Source organism: Nocardia arizonensis, from assembly GCF_001310275.1.
Taxonomy (GTDB): Bacteria; Actinomycetota; Actinomycetes; order Mycobacteriales; family Mycobacteriaceae; genus Nocardia; species Nocardia arizonensis.
The window spans coordinates 29,869-52,613 of sequence record NZ_LGYZ01000083.1; the positions used below are offsets into that span (position 1 = coordinate 29,869).

General features: G+C 67.6%; 20 protein-coding genes. 6 read left to right on the plus strand and 14 right to left on the minus strand.

Going from position 1 to position 22,745, the window contains the following annotated elements; genetic code table 11:
* Positions 1–433: 433 nt before the first annotated feature.
* Together APZ21_RS18200 and APZ21_RS18205 are read left to right on the plus strand one after the other, a co-directional pair.
* Positions 434–1,183, plus strand: coding sequence for an acyltransferase (locus APZ21_RS18200; RefSeq protein ID WP_054814640.1), 750 nt, complete (start codon positions 434–436; stop codon positions 1,181–1,183).
* A gap of 53 nt (positions 1,184–1,236) precedes the next feature.
* Positions 1,237–1,776: a DUF1697 domain-containing protein gene (locus APZ21_RS18205; protein WP_054814531.1), complete on the plus strand. Its 540-nt coding sequence runs from the start codon at positions 1,237–1,239 to the stop codon at positions 1,774–1,776.
* Here the strand turns inward: APZ21_RS18205 and APZ21_RS18210 are convergent.
* The 10 genes from APZ21_RS18210 to ctaD all read right to left on the minus strand — a co-directional run bounded on the left by APZ21_RS18210 (position 1,773) and on the right by ctaD (position 12,265).
* Positions 1,773–2,168 (minus strand): TetR/AcrR family transcriptional regulator, encoded by a 396-nt coding sequence (locus tag APZ21_RS18210; RefSeq protein WP_054814532.1) that lies wholly within the window; start codon positions 2,166–2,168, stop codon positions 1,773–1,775. The genes APZ21_RS18205 and APZ21_RS18210 overlap by 4 nt on opposite strands.
* 38 nt (positions 2,169–2,206) lie before the next feature.
* Positions 2,207–3,406, minus strand: a complete 1,200-nt coding sequence (locus tag APZ21_RS18215; RefSeq protein ID WP_054814533.1) for a THUMP-like domain-containing protein — start codon at positions 3,404–3,406, stop codon at positions 2,207–2,209.
* Positions 3,407–4,384: a class I SAM-dependent methyltransferase gene (locus tag APZ21_RS18220; protein WP_054814534.1), complete on the minus strand. Its 978-nt coding sequence runs from the start codon at positions 4,382–4,384 to the stop codon at positions 3,407–3,409.
* Between the two features lie 97 nt (positions 4,385–4,481).
* A complete protein-coding gene (locus tag APZ21_RS18225; RefSeq protein WP_054814535.1) occupies positions 4,482–5,258 on the minus strand; it encodes an enoyl-CoA hydratase-related protein in 777 nt (258 codons plus the stop codon).
* Between the two features lie 30 nt (positions 5,259–5,288).
* On the minus strand, positions 5,289–6,056 hold the full coding sequence (locus APZ21_RS18230) for an NUDIX hydrolase (protein ID WP_156371180.1): 768 nt from the start codon (positions 6,054–6,056) through the stop codon (positions 5,289–5,291).
* 117 nt (positions 6,057–6,173) lie between these two features.
* Positions 6,174–7,007 (minus strand): ABC transporter ATP-binding protein, encoded by an 834-nt coding sequence (locus APZ21_RS18235; RefSeq protein ID WP_054814537.1) that lies wholly within the window; start codon positions 7,005–7,007, stop codon positions 6,174–6,176.
* A 387-nt stretch (positions 7,008–7,394) separates the two neighbouring features.
* The gene (locus tag APZ21_RS18240) at positions 7,395–8,180 is read right to left on the minus strand and encodes a peptidyl-tRNA hydrolase (RefSeq protein ID WP_156371181.1); all 786 of its coding nucleotides are present in this window, start codon (positions 8,178–8,180) and stop codon (positions 7,395–7,397) included.
* 52 nt (positions 8,181–8,232) lie between these two features.
* On the minus strand, positions 8,233–8,691 hold the full coding sequence (locus APZ21_RS18245; protein ID WP_054814538.1) for a protease inhibitor I42 family protein: 459 nt from the start codon (positions 8,689–8,691) through the stop codon (positions 8,233–8,235).
* Positions 8,692–9,145: 454 nt separating this feature from the next.
* Entirely contained in the window at positions 9,146–10,375 is a 1,230-nt protein-coding gene (serB, locus tag APZ21_RS18250) for a phosphoserine phosphatase SerB (RefSeq protein ID WP_156371182.1), read from the minus strand.
* Positions 10,376–10,525: 150 nt separating this feature from the next.
* A complete protein-coding gene (gene ctaD, locus APZ21_RS18255; RefSeq protein WP_054814540.1) occupies positions 10,526–12,265 on the minus strand; it encodes an aa3-type cytochrome oxidase subunit I in 1,740 nt (579 codons plus the stop codon).
* Between the two features lie 242 nt (positions 12,266–12,507).
* On the opposite strand from ctaD, the gene APZ21_RS18260 reads away from it, so the two are divergent.
* A complete protein-coding gene (locus APZ21_RS18260) occupies positions 12,508–13,308 on the plus strand; it encodes a VOC family protein (RefSeq protein ID WP_054814541.1) in 801 nt (266 codons plus the stop codon).
* Between the two features lie 25 nt (positions 13,309–13,333).
* A complete protein-coding gene (locus APZ21_RS18265; protein WP_054814542.1) occupies positions 13,334–14,404 on the plus strand; it encodes an ABC transporter substrate-binding protein in 1,071 nt (356 codons plus the stop codon).
* 19 nt (positions 14,405–14,423) lie between these two features.
* Here the strand turns inward: APZ21_RS18265 and APZ21_RS18270 are convergent, their stop codons facing one another.
* Entirely contained in the window at positions 14,424–16,559 is a 2,136-nt protein-coding gene (locus APZ21_RS18270; protein WP_082393249.1) for an MMPL family transporter, read from the minus strand.
* A 439-nt stretch (positions 16,560–16,998) separates the two neighbouring features.
* Between APZ21_RS18270 and nrdF the strand changes: the two genes are divergently transcribed.
* Positions 16,999–17,961, plus strand: coding sequence for a class 1b ribonucleoside-diphosphate reductase subunit beta (nrdF, locus tag APZ21_RS18275; RefSeq protein WP_054814543.1), 963 nt, complete (start codon positions 16,999–17,001; stop codon positions 17,959–17,961).
* A gap of 281 nt (positions 17,962–18,242) precedes the next feature.
* On the opposite strand, the gene APZ21_RS18280 is transcribed toward nrdF, so the two are convergent.
* From APZ21_RS18280 to APZ21_RS18290, 3 genes are all read right to left on the minus strand, one after another.
* A complete protein-coding gene (locus APZ21_RS18280) occupies positions 18,243–19,319 on the minus strand; it encodes an Rpn family recombination-promoting nuclease/putative transposase (protein WP_082393221.1) in 1,077 nt (358 codons plus the stop codon).
* A gap of 186 nt (positions 19,320–19,505) precedes the next feature.
* A complete protein-coding gene (gene mgtE / locus APZ21_RS18285) occupies positions 19,506–20,891 on the minus strand; it encodes a magnesium transporter (protein WP_054814545.1) in 1,386 nt (461 codons plus the stop codon).
* A 371-nt stretch (positions 20,892–21,262) separates the two neighbouring features.
* The gene (locus tag APZ21_RS18290; RefSeq protein WP_204249114.1) at positions 21,263–21,496 is read right to left on the minus strand and encodes a hypothetical protein; all 234 of its coding nucleotides are present in this window, start codon (positions 21,494–21,496) and stop codon (positions 21,263–21,265) included.
* A 249-nt stretch (positions 21,497–21,745) separates the two neighbouring features.
* On the opposite strand from APZ21_RS18290, the gene APZ21_RS18295 reads away from it, so the two are divergent.
* Positions 21,746–22,738: an LLM class F420-dependent oxidoreductase gene (locus tag APZ21_RS18295; protein WP_054814546.1), complete on the plus strand. Its 993-nt coding sequence runs from the start codon at positions 21,746–21,748 to the stop codon at positions 22,736–22,738.
* Positions 22,739–22,745 lie beyond the last annotated feature (7 nt).

A 22,745-nucleotide genomic window follows, 5' to 3' on the forward strand; every position in this document is an offset into this window, starting at 1 on the left:
GTCACACTACTGTGTTGGTTTTGCCGCGACTTCGTCGCGGCGGGTTCGCGGCCCCTTTGGTCTCGCGTCCGAGGGACCGCGACTCGCGACTGCGTCGCATTGTCACGGCCCCTCGGACGCGAGACGGCCGCGAACGGTCGCTCGTAAGACTCGCTCCGTGCGGGGTTGGGTTGGGTGTGGATGTGACGGGGTTGGGGTGAACCTGGTGGGAGGGTTGGAGAACGGTGGTGGTTTGGGTGTGTCCTGGACTGAGGTGGGGGTCTTGGGATCTTGCGGTTCGGGGGGCCGGGCTTTTGCCGGGGGCTGCGATCTTGCGGCGGGCGTCCTTGGGGAGTTGGGTCCGGGGGCCTTCGGCGGGGGGTGGAAAGTACGCTGTGTAACCGAATGGCAGACCACTCGGGTGCGGGCCCGGGCGTACGACGGGAGACGGATCGTGACTAGCATGTGGGGCGCGCCGTTGCGCTCACGGTGGCGGGGGTCGCGTCGCCGGGATCCGCAGCAGGCGCGATTTCTGACGGCGGCCTCGCTGCGGTGGGTGCTCGCGAATCGGGCGTATACGCCTTGGTACCTCGTCCGCTACTTCCGGCTGTTCAAATTCCGGCTGGCCAATCCGCATATCGTGCTGCGGGGGATGGTGTTCCTCGGGCGCAATGTCGAGATCCACGCGACCCCGGAACTGAGCCGCATGGAGATCGGGCGGTGGGTGCACATCGGGGACGGCAATGCCATCCGCTGTCACGAGGGGTCGCTGCGCATCGGCGACAAAGTCGTCTTCGGCAAGGACAACGTGGTCAACACCTATCTCGATATCGAGATCGGGGAATCCACGCTGGTCGCGGACTGGTGCTACATCTGCGACTTCGACCATCGGATGGACGACATCAATATGCCCATCAAGGATCAGGGCATCGTGAAGAGTCCGGTGCGGATCGGGCCCGACACCTGGATCGCCGCCAAGGTCACCGTGCTGCGCGAGACCCGGATCGGGCGCGGCTGCGTACTCGGCGCGCACGCGGTGGTCAAGGGTGAGATCCCGGACTACTCCATCGCGGTCGGCGCACCGGCGAAGGTGGTCAAGAACCGCAAGGCCGCGTGGGAGGCGGGTGCCGCGGAACGCGCCGAATACATCGCCGCGCTGGAGGACATCGAGCGCAAGAAGAACGGGGTCGCCCAGCAGGCGTGAGGTCATCGCGGCGACCTCACGAACCTGTCGCCGCGATGGGCTACGGTCGCGCTATGAACAGGTACGCGGCGCTGCTGCGCGGGATCATGCCGAGCAATCCGAATATGCGCAACGAGAAGTTGCGCGGCGTATTCGAAGGGCTCGGATTCGACCGGGTGGCGACGCTGCTGTCCAGCGGCAATGTGGTGTTCCGATGCTCGGAGTCCGACGAAGCCGACCTCGAGAATCGCATCCAGGAGGCGCTGAACCGGGAACTCGGCATACCGGGCGGCACCATCGTGCGCAGCTACGAGAATCTGCGCACGCTGGTCGACAGCGACCCGTTCGCCGGGCTCACCCACGAGCGCGGCTCCTATCTCACGGTGACCTTCTTCAAGCATCAGAACCCGGAGGTGTCGCCGCCGCGGACCGTCGACGAGTTGATCCGCGTCGTCGGCTACGACAGCGCGGCCCGCGCATTCCTCACGGTCATCGACAACACGAATCCCAGGACCACCGATTTCATGGCCTGGCTCGACCGCACATACGGCAAGGACATCACCACCCGCACCTTCCTGACGGTGCAGAAGGTCGTCAAGAAACTCGACGCCTAGGGCACGGCCACGGCCTCGATCCAGCCGCCGAGCATATCGGCGCGCACCAGTTCCTCGCGGTCGCCGACCGCTTCCAAGATCGCGTACATGCCGGCCGCCACCGCGTCACGCGGGGACCGGGTGAGTCCGGCGAGGACCGCGGCGGCGAAACGCTCCTCCAGATCGGCCGGCAATCGCGCACGCAGGACCCCGGCGATCTCGTCCTTGTCGCCGAAGTACCGGTAGAGCGATCCGATGCTCATGCCCGCGTGCGCGGCGATGCGATTGGTCGAGGTGTCGGAGACACCGCGCGCGGCGAACAGGTCGGCGGCGGCGGCGAGTATCCGCTCCCGCGACTCCCTGGCGCGGGCCTGCGTCGGATTACGCCGTCGTCCCGGTGATCGCTCGGGCATCAGCGCGCCCGCGCCGAAGAAGTGAGCATTCGCTCATCTCAGGTCGCCGCCGATCGCACGGCCTCGCAGAGGAAGACCGTGGCGGTGCGGCCGATGCGGGTGATCACCAGCGTGTGCGGGACCTCACCGCGCGGTTTGAGACGTTTGCGCAGGGCATCGGGGTCGATATCGACACCGCGCACGAGGATCTCCAGTGCCCCGCAGTCACGACGGGCCAGTTCCTGGCGCAGCGCCTTCTCCCGCAGCTCCATGCGATCGAGGACGCGGAAGCCGCGCATGCCGCCGGGCACCCGGTCGCCGGTGAGATAGGCGATGCGCGGATCGAGCTGCCAGAGTCCGTGCACGGCGGCGTAGTGGCGGACCAGTCCGGCCCGCACGACCGCGCCGTCGGGATCGATGATCCACGTTCCGGGTTCGCGCTCGGGTACCTCGGCCGGATCGGCGTCGGTCAACTCGAAATGCGCGCCCGTCGAGGTGAGAACGCTCGCCCGGCGGGTGATACCCGGTTCGCCGAGTCCCGGCGACCACAGACACGCCTCGCGAACCGCGCCGTCCAGGGAGACGACCTCGATCTCCCCGGGCCAGTCCAGTCGGTCGAAATCCAATCCGGGAGCGCATTTCACGGCGATATCGCGACCCCGGTAGGCGGCGAGCAGATCCGGCAGCGGTGGTTGCAGACGGGACGGATCGTGGGTGCGCTTGCCGTCGGCGCGGCGCGCGGGATCGGCGATGACCGTCACGCCCACGCTGACCGGCCGAAGGGCGTCCGCTCTCATCAGCAGCGATCGTCCGCGACCGTCCGCGACCGGGTCGTGCGCGGCGAGATTGTGCGCGGCCATGTCCAAGCGCACCGGGTCGAGATCACTGCCGAGAACAGTCGGGCAGACCCGGGTCAATTCCGCCAGTTCCGCACCTATCGAACAGGTGACATCGTGGACGGCGCGACCCGCCAACCTGCGCGCCCGGTGCCGGGCGACAAGCGTCGGGGTCGCCTGTTGCAGCGCGTCGTCGGTGAACAGCCAGTTCCGGGCATCGTGGAGTTTGCCCGCGGCACGGCGGCGCAACCGCACGGTTTCGACCACGGCGGGCGCGTGGACGCCGAAGGCCCGGCGCGCCCGATCCAGATCGCGCAGATGTGTCGCCGGGGTGAGCTCCAGCCCGTCCGCCTCGGCGAGTGCGGCGCGCCCGTCCGCACCGCCGAGGAAGGCGACATCCGCGCGGCTGAAGCCGTAGCCCACCTACTTCGCGGCCACGCCCGGTTTCACACCGGTGATCATGGCGTTGTAGAAGAACTGGCGCGGCACCACGCGACGCATGATGTTCTCGTCCACCCAGCTCAGCCCGAGCCACGCGCGGTACATCGCCATGCGGTAGCCCATACCGAGCTTCTCCGCGGGCACGGCGGCCTCGAAGGTCCGAACCGGCCAACCCCACAGGGCGGCGGCGAACTCCTCGGTGGTGGCCTTGACCTCGGTCGCGCCGGCCGACCGCGCCATCGCCTCGAGGCGACGCGGATCGAAGGTGTGCAGATCCACGACCGCCTCCAGCGCCGCGGCGCGCGAGGACTCGTCCAACTCCTCCTGCGGACGACGCCAGTCCGCCAGCGGCCCCAACTTGGTGACGGTGGTGGTGGCCTTCCAGGTGATACGCCCCAGCCAACGGGCATAGAAATTGCCCGCGGTGGTGGGCTCGCCCGCGAAGACGAAACGCCCACCCGGTTTGAGCACCCGCAGGCACTCCTTCAGCGCCAGTTCCACATCCGGGATGTGGTGCAGCACCGCGTGGCCGACGACCAGATCGAAGGTGTCGTCGTCGTAGGGGATGGTCTCGGCGTCGGCGACCCGGCCGTCCACATCCAGACCGAGGTTGACGGCATTGCGCAGCGCCACCTTCACCATGCCCGGCGACAGATCCGTCACCGAACCCGACTTCGCCACGCCGCCCTGCATGAGGTTCAGCAGGAAGAATCCCGTACCGCAGCCCAGCTCCAGCGCACGCTCGTACGGCAACGGGGCCGAACCTACCGCGGCGTCGAAGCGACCTCGCGCGTACTCGATACAGCGCTCGTCATAGGAGATCGACCACTTGTCGTCGTAGGTCTCCGCTTCCCAGTCGTGGTAGAGAACCTGAGCGAGCTTCGTATCCTTGAGCGCGGCTTCGACCTCTGCCTCGGTGGCATGCGGGTTCGGCGCGGGGTCGTCGGGGTGGACCGTCATGGATGCGTAGCCTATCTTCTCCCGCGCTCCGGCGAACCGGTCGGGGGTGGCGGGAACGCGTGCTGTCGCCGGGACGGGACGGTAGTCGTTTTCCCGATCAGCGGCCGGTGAAGACCGCGGAGCCGGGGCCGTTGGCCAGGGCGGATTCGAGTCCGGCGCGGAGGTCCTCGGTTTCGAACAGCCCCGACCATTCGCCGCGGGCTCGGTCCGTACCGTGTGAGCCCGCTTCGAAGACCGCTTTGGCGGCCGCGAGGGCTCGGGCGGGGGCGTTGACAAAGCGGGTGGCCCAGCTCAGAGCGGCCGAATAGACATCGTCGGGTGCCACGACCTCGTCGACCAGGCCGAGTGCGCGGGCTTCGGCGTGCTCTACGAAGCGGCCGGTGTAGACGAGATCCTTGGCAGCGCCGGGGCCTATCAGGGTGGTCAGCCTGCGAATGCCCGCCAGGGGGATCGAACCCGTGGTGATCTGCGGAAAGCCGAGTTTGGCGTTGTCTCCGACGATGCGGCGGTCCGCGCCGAGCGCCAACTCCAGGCCGCCGCCGAGAGCGTAGCCGCTGATGGCGGCGACGGTGGGCTGCGGGACACGGGCCAGGCAGCCGAGGGCCGCTTGGATGTCGGCAGCCATCGCCTCGGCTTCGCGGTGGCTCCACGTCGCCAGTTCCGCGAGATCGTCACCGGCGCAGAAGACCCGTTCGTCGCCGTAGACGACCAGCGCCGCGATCGCGCGATCCGCGGCGACCCGGTCGGCGGCCTCGGCCACCTCGCGCAGTACCTGGGCGCTGAGCAGGTTCATCGGCGGGCGATCGATCCTGAGCACCGCCACACCGCGCGCGGTATCGCCCTCGACGAGATCCAGGGTCACGAATTCGGCCATGCGGGAACGCTACCGCGCGGGCGAACGCGCTCAGCCGCGGGCGGAACCCTTCAGGCGGGTGTGATCGGGGAGTTCGGCGAAATAGCGTTCGTCGAACGGGAAACTCAACCCGGTCACGGTGTCGCCCCCGACTACCGGCATGATCGGATCGATGACGGGTTCGGCGGCGAATATCTCCGCGGCCGACCCGAAACGCGCCAGCGCGTCCAATTGCGACCAGGTGGGCGGGAGCAGGACGTCCTCGCCCGCGCGCCAGCGGTCGAGTGCGGCGGCGGGGGTGCGCCACTGGACGTGCGCGGCCTCGGAGGTGGCCCCGTCGGCGCGCTGACCGCTGGGCAGGATCGCCACGAAGAACCGCGTGTCGTAGCGGCGCGGTTCGATGACGGGGGTGATCCAATTCGCCCACGGGCGCAGCAGATCCGCGCGCAGTACGAGCTTCTCCGCCGCCAGGAAACCGGCCAGCGACATCTCGCGCCGTTCCATGCGACCGCGGGCGTCCCGGTATCCGGCGGTGTCGGAGACGACGGTGTCGGCGGTGGGACCCGCGAGCAGGACTCCGCATTCTTCGAAGGTCTCCCGCACCGCCGCGCACACCAGGGCCTTGGCGCGCACCTCGGTGGTCGCGAACTTCTCGGCCCACCACCGAGGTCCGGGACCGGCCCAGGCGATATCCGCGGTGCCGTCGGAAGGATCGACGCCGCCGCCGGGAAACACCGTCATGCCCGCGGCGAAGGACATCGCGCCGACACGGCGCTGAAGGAATACCTCGGGGCCGTCGGCGCCATCGCGGACCAGCATGACGGTGGAGGCGTCACGGAGGGGCGGAACCTGCGGCTGAGAGTCGGCAATCGGGTCTGTCTCACTCACCACGCCACCATACGCTGTACGAACGTGCGACGCCGGGCGGTGTCGGACCTATCGCGATCGGTGTTTGCCCGCCCTGCGGCTGCGGCGCGCGAAGTAGCGGCCGTCCACGCGGTTCAGCGTGATCGACTGGCGGAAGGCGTCGCTGAGGTTCTCGGCGGTGAGCACATCGCTGAGCAGACCCTGCGCGACGACCGCGCCCTCGTTGAGAAGCAGACCGTGGGTGAAGCCGGGCGGGATCTCCTCCACGTGGTGGGTGACGAGCACCATGGCGGGGGCGTCGGGATCGGCGGCGAGGTCACCGAGGCGTTCCACCAGTTCCTCGCGGCCGCCGAGATCCAGTCCGGCCGCGGGTTCATCGAGCAACAACAGTTCGGGATCGGTCATGAGCGCTCTGGCGATGAGCACCCGCTTGCGCTCGCCCTCGGACAGGGTCCCGTAGGTTCTGTCGGAGAGATGTTCGGCGCCAAGGCTTTCCAGCATGTCGATGGCGCGGTCGGTGTCGACTTCGTCGTAGCGCTCGCGCCAGCGGCCGAGCACGGCGTAACCGGCGGAGACCACGAGGTCGCTGACCTTCTCCTCGCGCGGCACGCGGGCGGCCACGGCCGCGGAGGACAGTCCGATGCGCGGACGCAATTCGCTGACATCGGTCTTGCCTAGTACTTCGCCGAGCAGATGCGCGATGCCCGAGGTCGGATGCACCTCGGCGGCGGCCATGCGGAGTAGCGAGGTCTTGCCCGCGCCGTTGGGTCCTAGCACGACCCAGCGTTCGTCGAGCTCGACCTGCCAGGTGACCGGACCGACGAGGGTGTGCCCCGAGCGTCGGATGGTCACATCGGTGAAATCAATGAGCAGATCGGGATCCGGTTGCGCCACGCGCTCCATCTTGGCCCACGTGGGCCGCCGGTGCCCGACCGACCCTCGCGGGTCGCGGCATTCTGTCCCGCGACCACGAACGGGCGCGGCGCGGGGTGCGCGCGGGATCGGCGGGCGGGTCGTCGTGGGATCGGAACATCCTGGCGACGAGCAGAGCGAACGGGAAAGACAGCGCCAACCAACCGACCAGAATCAGCAACACAGTGGACATGACGTGACGTCCTCCGCAACAGTCTGGGGCAGTCCTGAATGGACGGGTACCCGAATGTCCCCGCGGCCACACGCCGCGGGATGAAACGGACAAATCGCCTGCGAAGCTCCTTCCTCTTCCGATCGTCGGATCTCTTCCGTTATCGCGCGGACGGCCGAACCCGCATCGGCCGTCCGCCGTTCGCCTCACCGATCGCGCGCGGGTTCCGCGATCACCGTCAACGATCCGGGCGCGATCTCGGTGAATCCGGCATCGCGCACGGCCACCGCGGCCCCAGCCGAAACCCGATCGACCAGCGACCGCCACGACCGCGGATCGGCATCGCGCACCGAACACGCGTATCCGCGCCGCGCCCACCGCCACGCCTGTTCCGGGGTCAACGCGCCCGCAAGCAGCATGCTCGCGTGCCCGACCTGCGCCGCCGCCTTGCCGACGGTCATGCCCAGTTCCTTGTGCACCCACAGCACCGGCAGGTCGGGGTCCGGCTCGCCGGGATCGTCGTGTTCGAGATCGGTGCCGCCGATCTGGAGGCGACGAATCCGCGGATCGACCGAGCCGACCGGCCCCGGCACCAAGGCGCGCGCCCGCGCGCCCGCGACCTCGACCGTCACACCGTCGACCTCGTTCGCCGCGAGCCACTGCGCACCGCGGGCCCGCCGCGCGACCTTACGGATCCGCGAACGCCTCCAACCGAGATACCGCTGCTCCCACGGCCCTCCCGGACCGACCCGCTCGTCCAGACACAGCGCGACCGCCGCACTCGCCGCGGCGGCCAGCAGCGCGCTGCGCGTCGGCGGATCGAGCTTCGGCAGATGCAGCACCATCTGCATGGCCTGCACCTGCTCCGTGTCGTGCGGATCGGGCGCGCCGCCGTACCCGCGCGCCAGTTCCGCGTGCCGGACCCGGAAGCCCTCCGACGGCAGCGCCGCCTGTTCGGCGGACGAATCCACCGGGGGCACCGGCGAATCCATCATCGCCGCGGCACCACCTCGGTATTCGGCCGCACTGTCCTCGCCGCTCACATCAGCTCACCTCGATCGTCACCGTGAATATCCGCGCGGGCTCGACGCTGTGCTCCCACGGCCGCGCGTACTCCATCACAAGCGGGCTGCTACCCGCCGCATTCCCGGTGAAGGTCCATGTCTGCCCGCCCTCGCCACCGAACGGCTCCGGCACCGCGGAATCCTCCCCGACCTCCGCCTCCCTCCCCTGTCCGACGACCGCGCGGTCGAGTTGTCCGAGCCGCCACGTGTATCCGGTGCTCGGATTCCACGGGAGTGACACCGTCAGTCGCTGACCGATTGCCAGCCTGCGCATCCCGCCATTGTCGGCCTCGGTGACCGCGACCGCCGCCCCGCCGCCGCGCGCCTGCGCCACCCGCGCCGCCGCCGCGTCGTCCACCTCGTAACGGGTATCGCCCTTGGCGGCGCAGCCGGTGAGACCCGCGGTGAGCAATACCGCGACCGATACGGAACTACGCACGTCACCCTCCGCTCCGCCGAATGGTCAACCGGCCCGGCGCAACCTGTCCGAACCAGTGGTAATCATGGAGCAACTCGGGCCGGCGCGCGGCACTTTCGAGCCGACCGGCGCGAAAACCCAGCGAGAGTCGACTATCCAGCGAGTCTTCGGAACAGAACTCCTCTATCGAGCCGCCGATCCCTCATCTCCGTCCGGCCGAGGAATTGGCCGGCAAACCCGTGAGCGATCAGCGGACCCGATCCGACGGAATCGCGGCGCCACCGGCCGCATCGGAACCGCGACAGCACCGCGGAGCCGCGCCCCGGGCAGGCACGAGCGATCCGGGCGGACGATCCCGGGCACCGGACGGCTCGACGTGCCGCTACCGAGCCTCGGCTGGATCAGCAATGACAGCGGGGAATCCCGGATCGCCGGACATTTGCCTCAACGGTTCGAATGTCGCGCGGAACCGGATTCAGCTGCCGACCAAGGGAACCCGGCGCACCCCGCCGTCACGGGCATCGGCGGCCTCGACCTCGTCGCGGGTCACGCCGAGGATGAACAGCACCGCGTCGAGATAGGGATGCGACAGCGCCGTATCGGCGACCTCGCGCAGCGCGGGTTTGGCATTGAAGGCCACCCCGAGTCCGGCGGCGTTGAGCATGTCGATGTCATTGGCGCCGTCGCCGACCGCGACGGTCTGCGCCATCGGCACACCCGCCTCGGCGGCGAATTTGCGCAGGGCGGTGGCCTTGTAGGCACGGTCGACGATCTCGCCCACCACGCGGCCGGTGAGCTTGCCGTTCTCGACCTCGAGGGTATTGGCCTGGACGAAATCCAATTCCAGTTCGTGTGCGAGCGGTTCGATGACCTGACGGAACCCGCCGGAGACAACACCGCAGCGGAATCCGATCCGACGCAGCGTGCGGATCGTGGTGCGCGCGCCCGGGGTGAGTTCGATGCGATCGGCGACCTCCTCGATCACCGATTCGTCGAGCCCCGCCAGGGTCGCGACCCGCTGGCGCAGCGATTCGGCGAAATCCAACTCGCCGCGCATCGCCGCCTCGGTGACCTCCCTGACCTGATCCTCCACCCCGGCGTGGGCGGCCAGCATCTCGATGACCTCGCCCTGAATGAGGGTCGAGTCGACGTCGAAGACGATGAGCCGCTTGGCCCGGCGGGCGAGACCGGCGCGCTCCACCGCGACATCGACCTGTTCGGCCACCGCGACCTCGGCCAGCGCCGTGCGCAGCCGCGAATCGGTGTCGGCGCCGGTGTCGGTGGCCGAGACCAGCAACTCCATACCGGTCACCGGATAGTCGGCGATACCGCGAATGGTGTCGATATTGGCGCCGAGGGCCGCCAGCTGGCGTGAGATGGCACTGAACGCGCGTGCGGTGACCGGACTGCCCAGCACCACCACGGCGTGCGTCGAGAGGGGCGGACGGCCGATCTTCGCGTCGACCTCGACCTCGACGCTCATGCCGACGGTGCTCATGGCCTCTTCGAGTTCGTCCTGCAACACCTCCGGGTCGCCGGGACAGGTGACCAGCACTCCGAGTGTCAGATGCCCGCGGATCACCACCTGTTCCACGTCGAGCAGGCTGACGTGGCGGCGCGACATGGCCGCGAGCAGCACCGACGTCACGCCGGGGCGGTCGGGTCCGGTCACGGTGACGAGAACGATGGTGTCGGCCAAGTCGATGTGCTCCAAGTCTGTCCGCCCTCCTGTGCCGCGTCGCCGTTGCCGCTACCGTTCGGGGCTGCTACCTCGTCAAACGAGTGTGCACCCGCTGGATGACCAGCGGGTGCACACTCGTCGCTTGAATATTAGTGCGCTACCGCACCGATACCACTACTTCGCGGCGACCGCGGTGGGCTCCTCGTGTACCTGCTTGCTCGAGCCCCAGCCCACGTGCGCCTCGGCGCGCATGCGCTCGACCATGTGCGGGTAGTGCAACTCGAACGCGGGGCGCTCGGAACGGATGCGCGGCAGCTCGTAGAAGTTGTGCCGCGGCGGCGGGCAGGTGGTGGCCCATTCCAGCGAGTTGCCGTAGCCCCACGGATCGTCCACGGTGACCACCTCGCCGTAGCGGTAACTCTTGAAGATGTTCCAGATGAACGGGAGCATCGAGGCGCCGAGGACGAAGGCGCCGATCGTGGAGATAGTGTTCAGGGTGGTGAAACCGTCGGAGGGCAGGTAGTCGGCGTAGCGACGCGGCATACCCTCGGCGCCGAGCCAGTGCTGCACCAAGAAGGTGGTGTGGAAGCCGATGAAGGTGGTCCAGAAGTGCCACTTCGCCAAGCGCTCGTCCACCATGCGGCCGGTTATCTTCGGGAACCAGAAGTAGATACCCGCGAAGGTCGCGAACACGATGGTGCCGAAGAGCACGTAGTGGAAGTGCGCGACGACGAAGTACGAGTCGGTGACGTGGAAGTCCAGCGGCGGCGAGGCCAGGATGACGCCGGACAGACCGCCGAAGAGGAAGGTCACCAGGAAGCCGAGCGACCACAGCATCGGCGACTCGAAGGTCAGCTGACCCCGCCACATGGTGCCGATCCAGTTGAAGAACTTCACGCCGGTCGGCACCGCGATGAGGAAGGTCATGAACGAGAAGTACGGCAGCAGCACCGCGCCGGTGGCGTACATGTGGTGTGCCCACACCGCGATGGACAGCGCCGCGATACCGAGGGTCGCGTAGACCAGCGTGGTGTAACCGAAGATCGGCTTACGCGAGAAGACCGGGAAGATCTCCGAGACGATGCCGAAGAACGGCAGCGCGATGATGTAGACCTCGGGATGGCCGAAGAACCAGAACAGGTGCTGGTAGAGCAGGATGCCGCCGGTGGCCGGATCGTAGATGTGCCCGCCGAGGTGACGATCGTAGGCCAGACCGAACAGCGCCGCGGTCAGCAGCGGGAACGCCAGCAGCACCAGCACGCTGGTGACGGCGATGTTCCAGGTGAAGATCGGCATGCGGAACATGGTGAGACCCGGTGCGCGCAGGCAGACCACCGTGGTCAGCATGTTGACAGCGCCCAGGATGGTGCCGAGACCGGAGACCGCCAGGCCCAGGATCCACAGGTCGGTGCCGACGCCGGGCGAGTGCAGGATATCGGTGAGCGGCACGTACGCCGTCCAGCCGAAGTCCGCGGCGCCGCCCGGGGTGACGAAGCCCGCGGTCGCCATCGAGGCGCCGAACAGGTACAGCCAGTAGCTGAAGGCGTTCAGGCGCGGAAAGGCGACGTCGGGCGCGCCGATCTGCAACGGCAGCACGATATTGGCGAAGCCGAACACGATCGCGGTCGCGTAGAACAGCAGCATGATCGTGCCGTGCATGGTGAACAGCTGGTTGAACTGCTCCGTCGACAGGAATTGCAGACCTGGCCGCGCCAGCTCGGCGCGCATCAGCAGCGCCATGAGGCCACCGATGAGGAAGAAGCTCGTCGCGGTCACCAGGTACATGACCCCGAGGACCTTGGGGTCGGTGGTGGTCACCATCTTGTAGAGGAACGAACCCTTCGGCCCGGTTCTGGCCGGATACGGTCGAGTCGCTTCCAACTGAGGGACTGGTCTGGGCTCTACCGCAGTCACTGATCCTCCTGAAGATGCCTGTAGGTCGCTCCGCAGGCTCCGCTGTTTGGATCCATTCCGTGACCGGAACAGACGACAGTTAGCTTGCGCTCTTGTGATCGTAAACCGTGCGGCCTCGGCCGTCCGCACTGGTCCTACTCTCTGTCGTATTTCGTTGGTTCGACGGCCACCGATGAGTTTCCGGGCTCGCGCACGTCTGTACCGATACCCGTTGCTCACGACCTGCAAAGGAGAGATTCGACATGACGCAGCCCAAACCCGGCGACCCGGTATGGATCGACCTGTTCACGGCCGATCCCGAACGCAGCATCGCCTTCTATACCGACCTGTTCGGCTGGACCGCCGAGCGCGGCGGACCCGAATTCGGCGGCTACATCACCTTCCGCAAGAACGGCAAGGCGGTCGCGGGCGGTATGGCCAAGCAGCCCGACAGCCCGGAGGGACCGGATCAGTGGACGGTGTACCTGTCGTCCACCGACGCGCGGGCTACCGCGGCGGCGGCCGCCGACAAGGGCGGCGCGATCTGCGTGGCGCCGATGCCGGTCGGTGATCTCGGCGTCATGGCGATACTCGGCGATCCGGGGAATTCGGGCGTCGGCGTATGGCAGGCGGGCAGTTTCGCCGGCATCGAGACCAACGCGCTCGTCGAGGACGGCAAGTGGCGCGATCACGACGGCGCGCCGTCGTGGTTCGAACTGCACACCCACGCCTACGACGCCGCACTGGACTTCTACCGCGACGTCTTCGGCTGGAACGACACCTTCGCCGTCCCCATGCCCGAGGAGGCCGGATTCCGCTACTCCACCATCCATTCGACGAGTCCCATGCGCGGCGGCGTCATGGACGCCTCGGTGTTGCCCCCGGACGCGCCCGGCGGCTGGACGGTCTATTTCGGCGCGGACGACGTGGACAAGGCCGTGGCCAAGGTGGTGGAACTCGGCGGCACGGTCCTCTCGCCGCCGCAGGACACCCCCTACGGCCGCATGGCCGCCGTCACCGACAGCACCGGCGCGCGCTTCAGCCTGGGCGGCGACGTCGGCTGATCGGCGCGACGGTACCCTCTCCGGCATGTCGGTGAGCGCACGCGTCCGCATCCGAAACCGTACGGCCGTCTCGCGATACGGCACGGCCGTACTGACCGCGGCCTGCGCCATGGTTCTGGTCACCGGCTGCGGCGACCGGCGCGACGACGCGAGTTCCATCGTGCGCACCACGACGAATATCGCGGGCGCGGGCGTGGTCGGCCTGGAACGCGACACGTCCCGGGCATGCCCGCTGCCGAGCGCGCCCGATCAGACCGGCGGCGCCCGCAGCGTCACCCACGCCGCGGGCGTCACCGACGTTCCCGCCGACCCGCGCCGCATCGTCGTCCTCACCAACTCCGCCTTGGACGCCGCGTGCGCGCTCGGTCTGTGGGAGCGAGTCGTCGGCGCGACGGTCTCGGAAGGTCCGCGCCCGCATCCGGTGTATCTCGGCTACGGCGTCACCGCGATTCCGAATCTCGGCTCGCCGGAGCAGCCCGATCTCGCCCGCATCGCCGACCTGCACCCGGATCTGATCCTCGGCGAAGTACCCGCGGGCGCGGCGACTTTCGGTGCCTTGCAAGCCATCGCGCCGACGGTGCTGGTCGGACGGTCCCCGAGCTGGCAGGCCGTGTTCACCGCCTTCGCGGCGGGCATGAACCGCCGCGACGCGGCCGCGGCCGCGCTCGAGTCCTATCGCACCCAGGCCCGCGAGACCGGCGTGGCGTTGGCCGCGAGCCAGAGTCAGGCGTCGGTGCTGCGGTTCACCCCCGATGTCATCAGGATTCAGGGCAACGACAGCTTCGCCGGTCAGGTGCTCGCCGACACCGGCGTGCAGCGTCCCGCCGCGCAGCGCGGCGCCTCGGCCGACATCACCACCGAGGAACTGGCGAAGAAGGCCGAAGGCGACATCATCTATGTCGATTTCGCGGGCGAGGGCGGCAAGGCGTACGGCGAGAAAGTGCTGCGTGGCGCCGCCTGGAAAGAGCTCGGCGCCGCCACCGACCACCGCGTCTTCGCCGTGGACGACTCGGTCTGGCACGGCAACGGACTCACCGCGGCCCGTGCCCTGCTGGTCGATCTCCAGGGCACGCTCAACGGCTACGTCACCGACTAGGTCACCGACCAGCCCCGTCCTAGACCGAGGAGGTCACCCGCTCCTCGGACTGCGGATCGGGACGCGCGGTGTCGGCATTGGGGCGCGCGAGCGCGCTCGGCCACCAGATCCGGTCGCCGACATCCAGGGTCAGCGCGGTCACCAGGACCGCGCGCACGATGATGGTGTCCAGCAGGACGCCGACCGCGATCAGGATGCCCATCTCGGCGAAGGTGACCACGGGCAGGGTCGCGAAGACCGCGAAGGTGCCTGCCAGCACGAGTCCGGCCGAGGTGATCACGCCGCCGGTGGCCGCGAGACCGATGAGCGCACCGGCCTTGGTGCGGTGTTTGACCGCCTCCTCGTGCACCCGCGACATCAGGAAGATGTTGTAGTCGATGCCGAGGGCGACCAGGAAGACGAAGGCCAGCAAGGGAAGTCCCGCGTCGGCCCCGGTGAATCCCACGGCGTCGAATATCCAGCGGCTCGCGCCGAGCGCCGCGAAATACGACAGCACGACGGTCGCGGTCAGCAGGACCGGGGCGAGGATCGAGCGTAGCAGCACCATCAGGATCACCATGACGATCGCCAGCACGACCGGCACGATGACTCGGTTGTCCCGGGCGACCGCGCGTTCGACGTCGAGCACCACGGCGGTCTGGCCGCCGACCCGCGCCTGCTCGTCGACCTGGTGCACCGCGGCGCGCACCCGGTCGATGGTGGCGTCGGCGGCGTCGCTGTCCGGCGGGTCCGACAGCGTGCCCTCGACATAGATCAGCCCGTCGCGGGTGACCGGCGAGTTCGTCGCGGTGATGCCCGGGGTCGAGCGCAGGGCGGCGACGACGGCGTCGGCGCGGTCGGCGCGGCCGATCACGATGACCGGATTGCCGGTGCCCGCGTCGAAATGCCGTTCCAGTACCTCGGTTCCGTCGACGGCCTCCGACGAGCCGACGAAGGCGTCCTTGTTCGCGATGCCGCTGGTGTCGAGTCCGTTGGCACCGAAGGCCAGCGCGCCGAGTACGACCGCGGTAGCGATCCAGACCGTGCGCGGCCTGCGCGCGACGGCGAAGCCGACCCGCGCCCAGATCCCGGATTCGGTGTGGTCGGCGGTGCCGACCTCGGGGTGGCGCGGCCAGAAGATCCACCGGCCGACGATCACCAGCAGGGCGGGCAGCAGGGTCAGCATGGCCAGCAGCGCCACGGCGATGCCGATCGCGCATACCGGACCGATGCCCTTGGTCGAGTTCATCTCGGCGACCAGCAAGGCGAGCATGGCCACGATGACCGTCGCGCCACTGGCCAGCACCGCGGGTCCGGCCCGGTGCAGCGCCACCGCCATGGCTTCGTGTTTGTCCTCGTGGCGGCGCAGTTCCTCGCGATAACGGGCCACGAGCAGCAGCGCGTAGTCGGTGCCTGCGCCGAAGACGAGCACGGTGAGAATGGCCTGACTTTGGGCGTTCATCGTCAGACCGAGTTTCGTGGCGCCGTAGACCGCGCTCTGGGCCACGATCAGCGCGAATCCCGCCGACAGCAGCGGCAGTATCCACAGCATCGGCCCGTAGGTGAGGACCAGGATCACCACGACGACCGCGGCCGCGGCGTAGAGCAGCAGGCCGTCGATGCCCTCGAACGCCTCGCCGAATTCCGCGGCGTATCCGGCGGGACCGGTGGCGTGGAAGGACAGCCCGTCGGGGCGTTCGCCCGCCGCGGCACGAATGTCCTTCACCACGGCGGTCAGCCGACTCCAGCCCTCCGAACCCATCTCGACGGGCGCGAGGATCTCCACCGCCTCGCCGTCGCGGGACTCGATGGGCCCGAGCACCTGGTCGGCTACCACGTGGTCGACCTTTCCGAAGCGCGCCGCGTCGGCGGCCACCGCGGCGCGGTCGGCGTCGGTGATACCGCCCGGTCGTTCGTAGACCAGCACCACCGGAACGTGCTCGCTGTTGCCGAAGGATTCGGCGAGTTTGAACGCCTGGGTGGATTCGGCACTGTCGGGCAGCCAGTTGACGTTGTCGTTCTCCTGCGCGCCGGTCAGTTTGCCCGCGAAGGAGCCGAGGGCGATCAGCGCGATGATCCAGACCCCGAGGACCACCCATTTGCCGCGGCGCCCGCTCGGGATCCGGGCGAGCCTGCCGAGCAGGTCGGTCATATCGGGATCGGTTGGTACGGACATCGACGGTCCCCCTCGGTAACTCGGTACGGCGGTATCGTACGACCGTGAGCGGCCGATCGGTCCTGTGATCTTGTCGCCCGCGCGCTCATTTCGATCCCGCAAATCCTCCGCGCCGACCGCTACGTCGCCAGAATCGCGGATGAACCGTTCCAGCAAATACTGCGCCATCCGAACGGTGCGGGGACCCGGCTACCGGCTCGCGACCCGGTGCCGCACAATGGTGTGCCGCGAGCGATCCCCGCCGTACCCTTGCCATTCCGCGACGCCGTGCCACGACGCCGTGCCGCGACACGCAACATCGTCCACAAGGTGTTGTGCTGCACGGACTTGTCACCCACTACGGGTAGTGTTCGGTATGAGATCGGCGACGGCGGTGTCCGCGACGAAACGAGCGCACGGCGACGAACGAGCGTCCTCGGCGAAAGGGTGTGGAGGCAGGATGAAACTGATCGATCGGGTATCGGCCATCAACTGGAATCGGGTTCCCGACGAGAAGGATGCCGAGGTCTGGGACAGACTGACCGGCAACTTCTGGCTGCCCGAGAAGGTCCCGGTCTCCAACGACATTCCGTCGTGGAACACCCTCACCCCCGACGAGAAGCAGCTCACCATGCGCGTGTTCACCGGCCTCACGCTGCTGGACACCATTCAGGGCACCGTCGGCGCGGTGAGCCTGATTCCTGATGCGCTGACCCCGCACGAGGAAGCGGTGCTGACCAATATCGCGTTCATGGAGTCCGTGCACGCGAAGAGCTACAGCTCGATCTTCTCCACGCTCTGCTCCACCCGCGAGATCGATGACGCCTTCCGCTGGTCGGAGGAGAACCGCAACCTCCAGCGCAAGGCCGAGATCGTGCTCGGCTACTACAACGGGGAGGATCCGCTCAAGCGCAAGGTCGCCTCCACGCTGCTCGAGAGCTTCCTGTTCTACTCCGGTTTCTACCTGCCGATGCACTGGTCCTCGCGGGCAAAGCTCACCAACACCGCCGACATGATCCGCCTGATCATTCGTGACGAGGCAGTGCACGGGTACTACATCGGCTACAAGTACCAGCGCGGACTGGAACTGGTGACCGAGGCCGAACAAGACGAGCTGAAGAACTACACCTTCGAGTTGCTCTTCGAGCTCTACGACAACGAGGTCGAATACACCCAGGATCTCTACGACGAAGTCGGACTCACCGAGGACGTCAAGAAATTCCTGCGCTACAACGCCAACAAGGCGCTGATGAACCTCGGCTACGAGGGTCTGTTCCCCAAGGACGAGACCGAGGTCAACCCCGCTATCCTGTCGGCGCTCTCTCCGAACGCCGACGAGAACCACGACTTCTTCTCCGGCTCGGGCAGTTCCTATGTCATAGGCAAGGCCGTGAACACGGAGGATGACGACTGGGACTTCTAGAGTGAGCGGTTGATCACAACTAGCCGGTGGCAGTCTTGCGACTGTTCGAACAGAGCGGCAGGGGCTCACCCCCATCGGCGAAGTCAAACCGACGGTCACCCTGGAATCTCCCGGTGTCCGAGCATCGCCCGCGAAGCTGTGTTTTCGACGACGCGCTGCCCGGACGCCGCGCAGGATCTTGAAAGTCGATGGTGCGAGGTCCGTGTCGCCACGATACGGACCTCGAGCCCGACACACGTTCGAGCCGCTTCGCGAACTCCTCGACGGTCAGGTATGTGGGGTCAGAAGATCTCGTCGAGCCGCCCCGCGGTCAGAACCTCGACAGTCCACCGTTGAAGCTGCTCGATACTCCCCGCCCGCACGGCCGCTACCACCCGATCGGGCAACGACCCGAACTTCAAGGTCAATTGCTCGAGAAGCACATCCGCGCGACCCTCGATCTTGCCTTCGATCTTGCCTTCGATCTTGCCTTCGATCTTGCCTTCGATCTTGCCCTCGATCTTGCCTTCGATCTTGCCCTCGCGACGGCCCCGCGCTTCGAGCATCTCAGCGGTTGTCACAAAAGCCTCCTTGGCGACTGGACCGAGCTGGTCGGTGAAAGCCTCGAGTTCAGCGGGGTCGATATCACCCACACGAATAATGTAAGCGAGCGCCACCTGGAAGTCACGAAGACCACCCGGCGCCCCGAGCACCGCACCGACCACATCCACCAACCCACCCAGACCCGCAGCAAGATCCACATTCGCGGGCACGATCTTGATCAACGCCAACATCAACAACGCCTGCGGAGTCAGACCACGAGCCGACAAACGATCGACATCGACACCACTGATGTCATCGAGAACATAACGAAACCGCGGCAGATACGGCTCGGCCACCGCACGCGCTCCCGGAGACAGATCGATCAGATCGAAGATATCCATCGCCGCGGTCCACCGACGACCAGCAGGATTACAGTGCACAACCAACGGCAGAACCGCGGGCACCGACCGCGCCGCCGGCACATCGGTGAGGTAATGGTTCCAGATACGGACCACATACTCGAGGATCCGCAACGCCATCAACGGGTCACTACGACTCTGATGCTCGATCAACAGATAGATGAACCCGTCGTGACCATCCAGACGAGTACGGAAAAGCACATCACTATAACGAGACTGCAGCTCAGCCGACACGAAACTAGCCGACTGCGGCTCCAGCACCCCCCAATCCACCAACGCCACCACCGACTCCGGCAACACCGCACGCAACTCCGAAGCCGCATTCACAGGACTCCGCATCACCTCACGGAAGTAAGCATCATGATTGTTCGTGGGATCAACGGGCACACCCACCACCGTATAGGCCACCACCGACACAGGTCCAAACCCACCCTCGCAGAACACAACTCGTCACATCCCCGCATCGGAGACGCGGACGATACTCGCCGACGTACGGGCCGTTCACAGCGGCGGCAGCGCCTTGGCTCTCGAAAGACGACCTGACAGTCCGAACCGGTGAGCTCCGCCGGGATGGCCGGGAATTCACCGTGACCGGCGCACCGCTCAGATGCCGAGCACGAGCTTGGCCGTGGTGAAGTAGATGATCAGGCCGGTGGCGTCCACCAGGGTGGTCACCATCGGCGCCGACACCACGGCCGGGTCGATGCGAAACTTCTTGGCCAACAACGGCATCGTGCCGCCGATGGTCGCGGCCCACCCGCAGATCAGGATGAGGGTGATACCGACCACCGCGGCGATCTTGGCGCCGACGAAGATCGCGCCGATCACAACGCCCGCGGTCGCCAGCATCGCGCCGAGCACCAGACCGACCCGACATTCCCGCCAGATCACCCGGAACAGGTCCGACCCGCGTACTTCGCCGACTGCCACCGCGCGCACGCAGGCCGTGGCGGCCTGTGCCCCCGCATTGCCGCCCGCGCCGATGAGCAGCGGTATGAACAGCGCCAGATGCGCCGCCTGTTCGAGAGTGCCCTGGAAGAAATCGGTCACGCTCACCGTCAGGGTGGCCGCGAGCAACAGCAACAGCAGCCACAGCGCCCGGTAGCGCGCCAGCTGGAACACCCCGGCGGCCATGTAGTGACCGGCCCATGGCGCGGAACCGGCCTGCTTGGCCACATCCTCGCTGTCGGCGGCCTCGATGACCTCGACCGCGTCATCGATGGTGAGCAGCCCGACCAAGCGGTCCTCGCTGTCCACGACCGGCAGATTGAGATCGTTGGTCTCCCGCATGAGTCGCGCGGCCCGCTCGGCCGAATCGGTCGCCCGCACGAAGGCCGGTTCGGTGACCACGAGTGCGGATACTTCGGTCTCGGGTCCGCCGAGCACGAGTTCGCGCAATTCGACGATGCCGATGAGCCTGCGGCCCGCGTCGACCACCGGCAACGTGTACACGGTCTCGGCATTGCCGCCCTTGGCGCGCACCAGGGTCAGCGCCTCGGCCACGGTCAGATTGCGCGGCAGCGCAACGACTTCCGGGGTCATGTAGAGCCCGACCGAACCCTCAGGGTAGCCGAGCAGCGCCGCGGTCATCCGGCGCTCGCGCGGACTCAGGCCGGCCAGCACCTTCTTGGCGACCTTCGCGGGCGCCTCGTGCAGCATGCGGGCCCGGTCGTCGGGGGCCATGCTCTCCACCAGGTCGCGGTAGCTCTGATCGCGCAGACCTTCCAGGATCTGCTGCTGATCGATCGGCTCGAGTTCCTCGAAGACCGCGAGCGCCTGGTCCTTGGCAAGCAACCGGAAGGCGACGCCCGCCTGCACGGCGTCCATGCGGGCGAGCTGATCGGCGATGACGTGCGGCGGATGGTGGCCGAGCCAGTCCAGCGCGTCGTCGACCCGGTGGGTCTCGACGATGTCACGCAGGGATTCGGACAGCGTCGGCGGCGTGTCGACGCGTGGCGAACGTACTTCGATGAGGTCGGTCTGCGACATGGGTGATCCTCAGCACGGAGCGAGTGAACGGGTGAATCGATGACGTCGAGATCACACCGCGAGGCGCCTGCTCACGACCGCGCACAGCGAAAGCGCTGAGGACTGGGAATACGGTCAGTTCGAAGGAGCGGCGCCGCGCGGCCTTCGACTGGGAGGTTCGCTGCACATGAGCACCCACCTCCTCGTCGTCGCCGCGTGGTGATCCCTTCGCGGACTTCCCGAACGCGCCCGAACCGGGTTCGGCGCACTGCTTCCGTTGGAAGGATACATGCGTCGGGCGTGGGAGCCACACGCGCGACCGGATCGCCGCCGACCCGAGTCCCGAATTTCGTCTCGGCGACACCGCCCGTGCACCGCGCCGATATCGCGAATCACCCGATCGCGGACGGCGGTCCGAAGGTAGCCATTACCGCGGCCTCGACGTCGGCCCAGGTGCGGGTGTGCACGACCCAGTCGGGCGCGAGTTCGGTCTGCACCCCGAACAGGTATCGGTGCGGGACGAGGTCGCGCACCGCGGCGTGCACGTCGAGCCGGTCATCGATCATGTGGGTGATGGACAGTTCGACGCAGTGGCCCGCCTTGTCGGCGCGCGGAGCGCGGTTCACCGGCGCGTGAACGGTCGGGGCCCGTGGCCGGAAACGGTCACCGGCCCCGTGTCCACGGATCGCTAGGCTCGAAGCCGGACGACCTACCGGCCGCATGAATCAGCCCGCGTCGAATCCTTGACCGGTATTCGCCGAACCACCACTGTATTCGGCGGCTCAGCACGGCCGCGGCGGGCGCTCCGTCGCGGCCACGGGTCACTTACGGGGCTCGGGCACAGCCACGCCCGGGCCGATGACAAGGAGATATCTGTGCGTTTCGGCATTTTCGTCCCGCAGGGTTGGCGACTCGACCTGATCGGCATCGAGCCCGCGTCGCAGTGGACGGTCATGCGCGATCTGGCCCAGCGCGCCGATGCGGGGCAGGTCTGGGAGTCGTTGTGGGTCTACGACCACTTCCACACCGTGCCGGTACCCACCGATGAGGCGACCCACGAGGCGTGGACGCTGATGGCCGCCTTCGCCGCCACCACCTCGCGCATCCGTCTCGGCCAGATGTGTACCGCGATGAGCTACCGCAACCCGGCCTACCTGGCGAAGGTGGCGGCGACGACCGACCTGATCTCGGGCGGTCGCGTGGAGATGGGCATCGGCGCCGGCTGGTACGAACACGAGTGGCGCGCCTACGGATACGGCTTCCCTTCGGCGGGTGAGCGGCTGCGCCGTCTGGAAGAGGGTGTGCAGATCTTCCAGCAGGCGTGGACCAAGGGCGTGGCGAGCCTGGACGGCACGCACTATCAGGTCGACGGCGCGATCGTGCGGCCGCTGCCATTGCAGGACGGCGGGATTCCGCTGTGGGTCGCGGGCGGCGGCGAGAAGGTCACCCTGCGCATCGCGGCCGAGTACGCGCGCTACACCAATTTCAGCGGCGCGCCCGAGGAATTCGCGCACAAGTCGGATCTGCTGCGCGCGCACTGCGCCGATGTCGGCACCGACTTCGACGCCATCGTGCGCTCGTCGAACTTCAACGCCGCCATCGGCGCGACCGAGGCGGAGGTCGAACAGCGCCTGCGCGATATCGCGGTGCGCGTGACCCCGGTCCTCGGCGAGGCCGCCGCGACCGCTTACGTCGACAACGCCTTCCGCGGTTCCGCCGCGGTGGGTACGCCCGAGCAGGTGATCGAGAACCTCACCCGTGTCAAGGACCTCGGCCTCGAGTACGCCATCTTCAACTTCCCCGAGGCCGCCTACGACACGGCGGGCATCGAACTGTTCGAACGCGAGATCGCGCCTGCCCTAGCCTGAGTCGCCG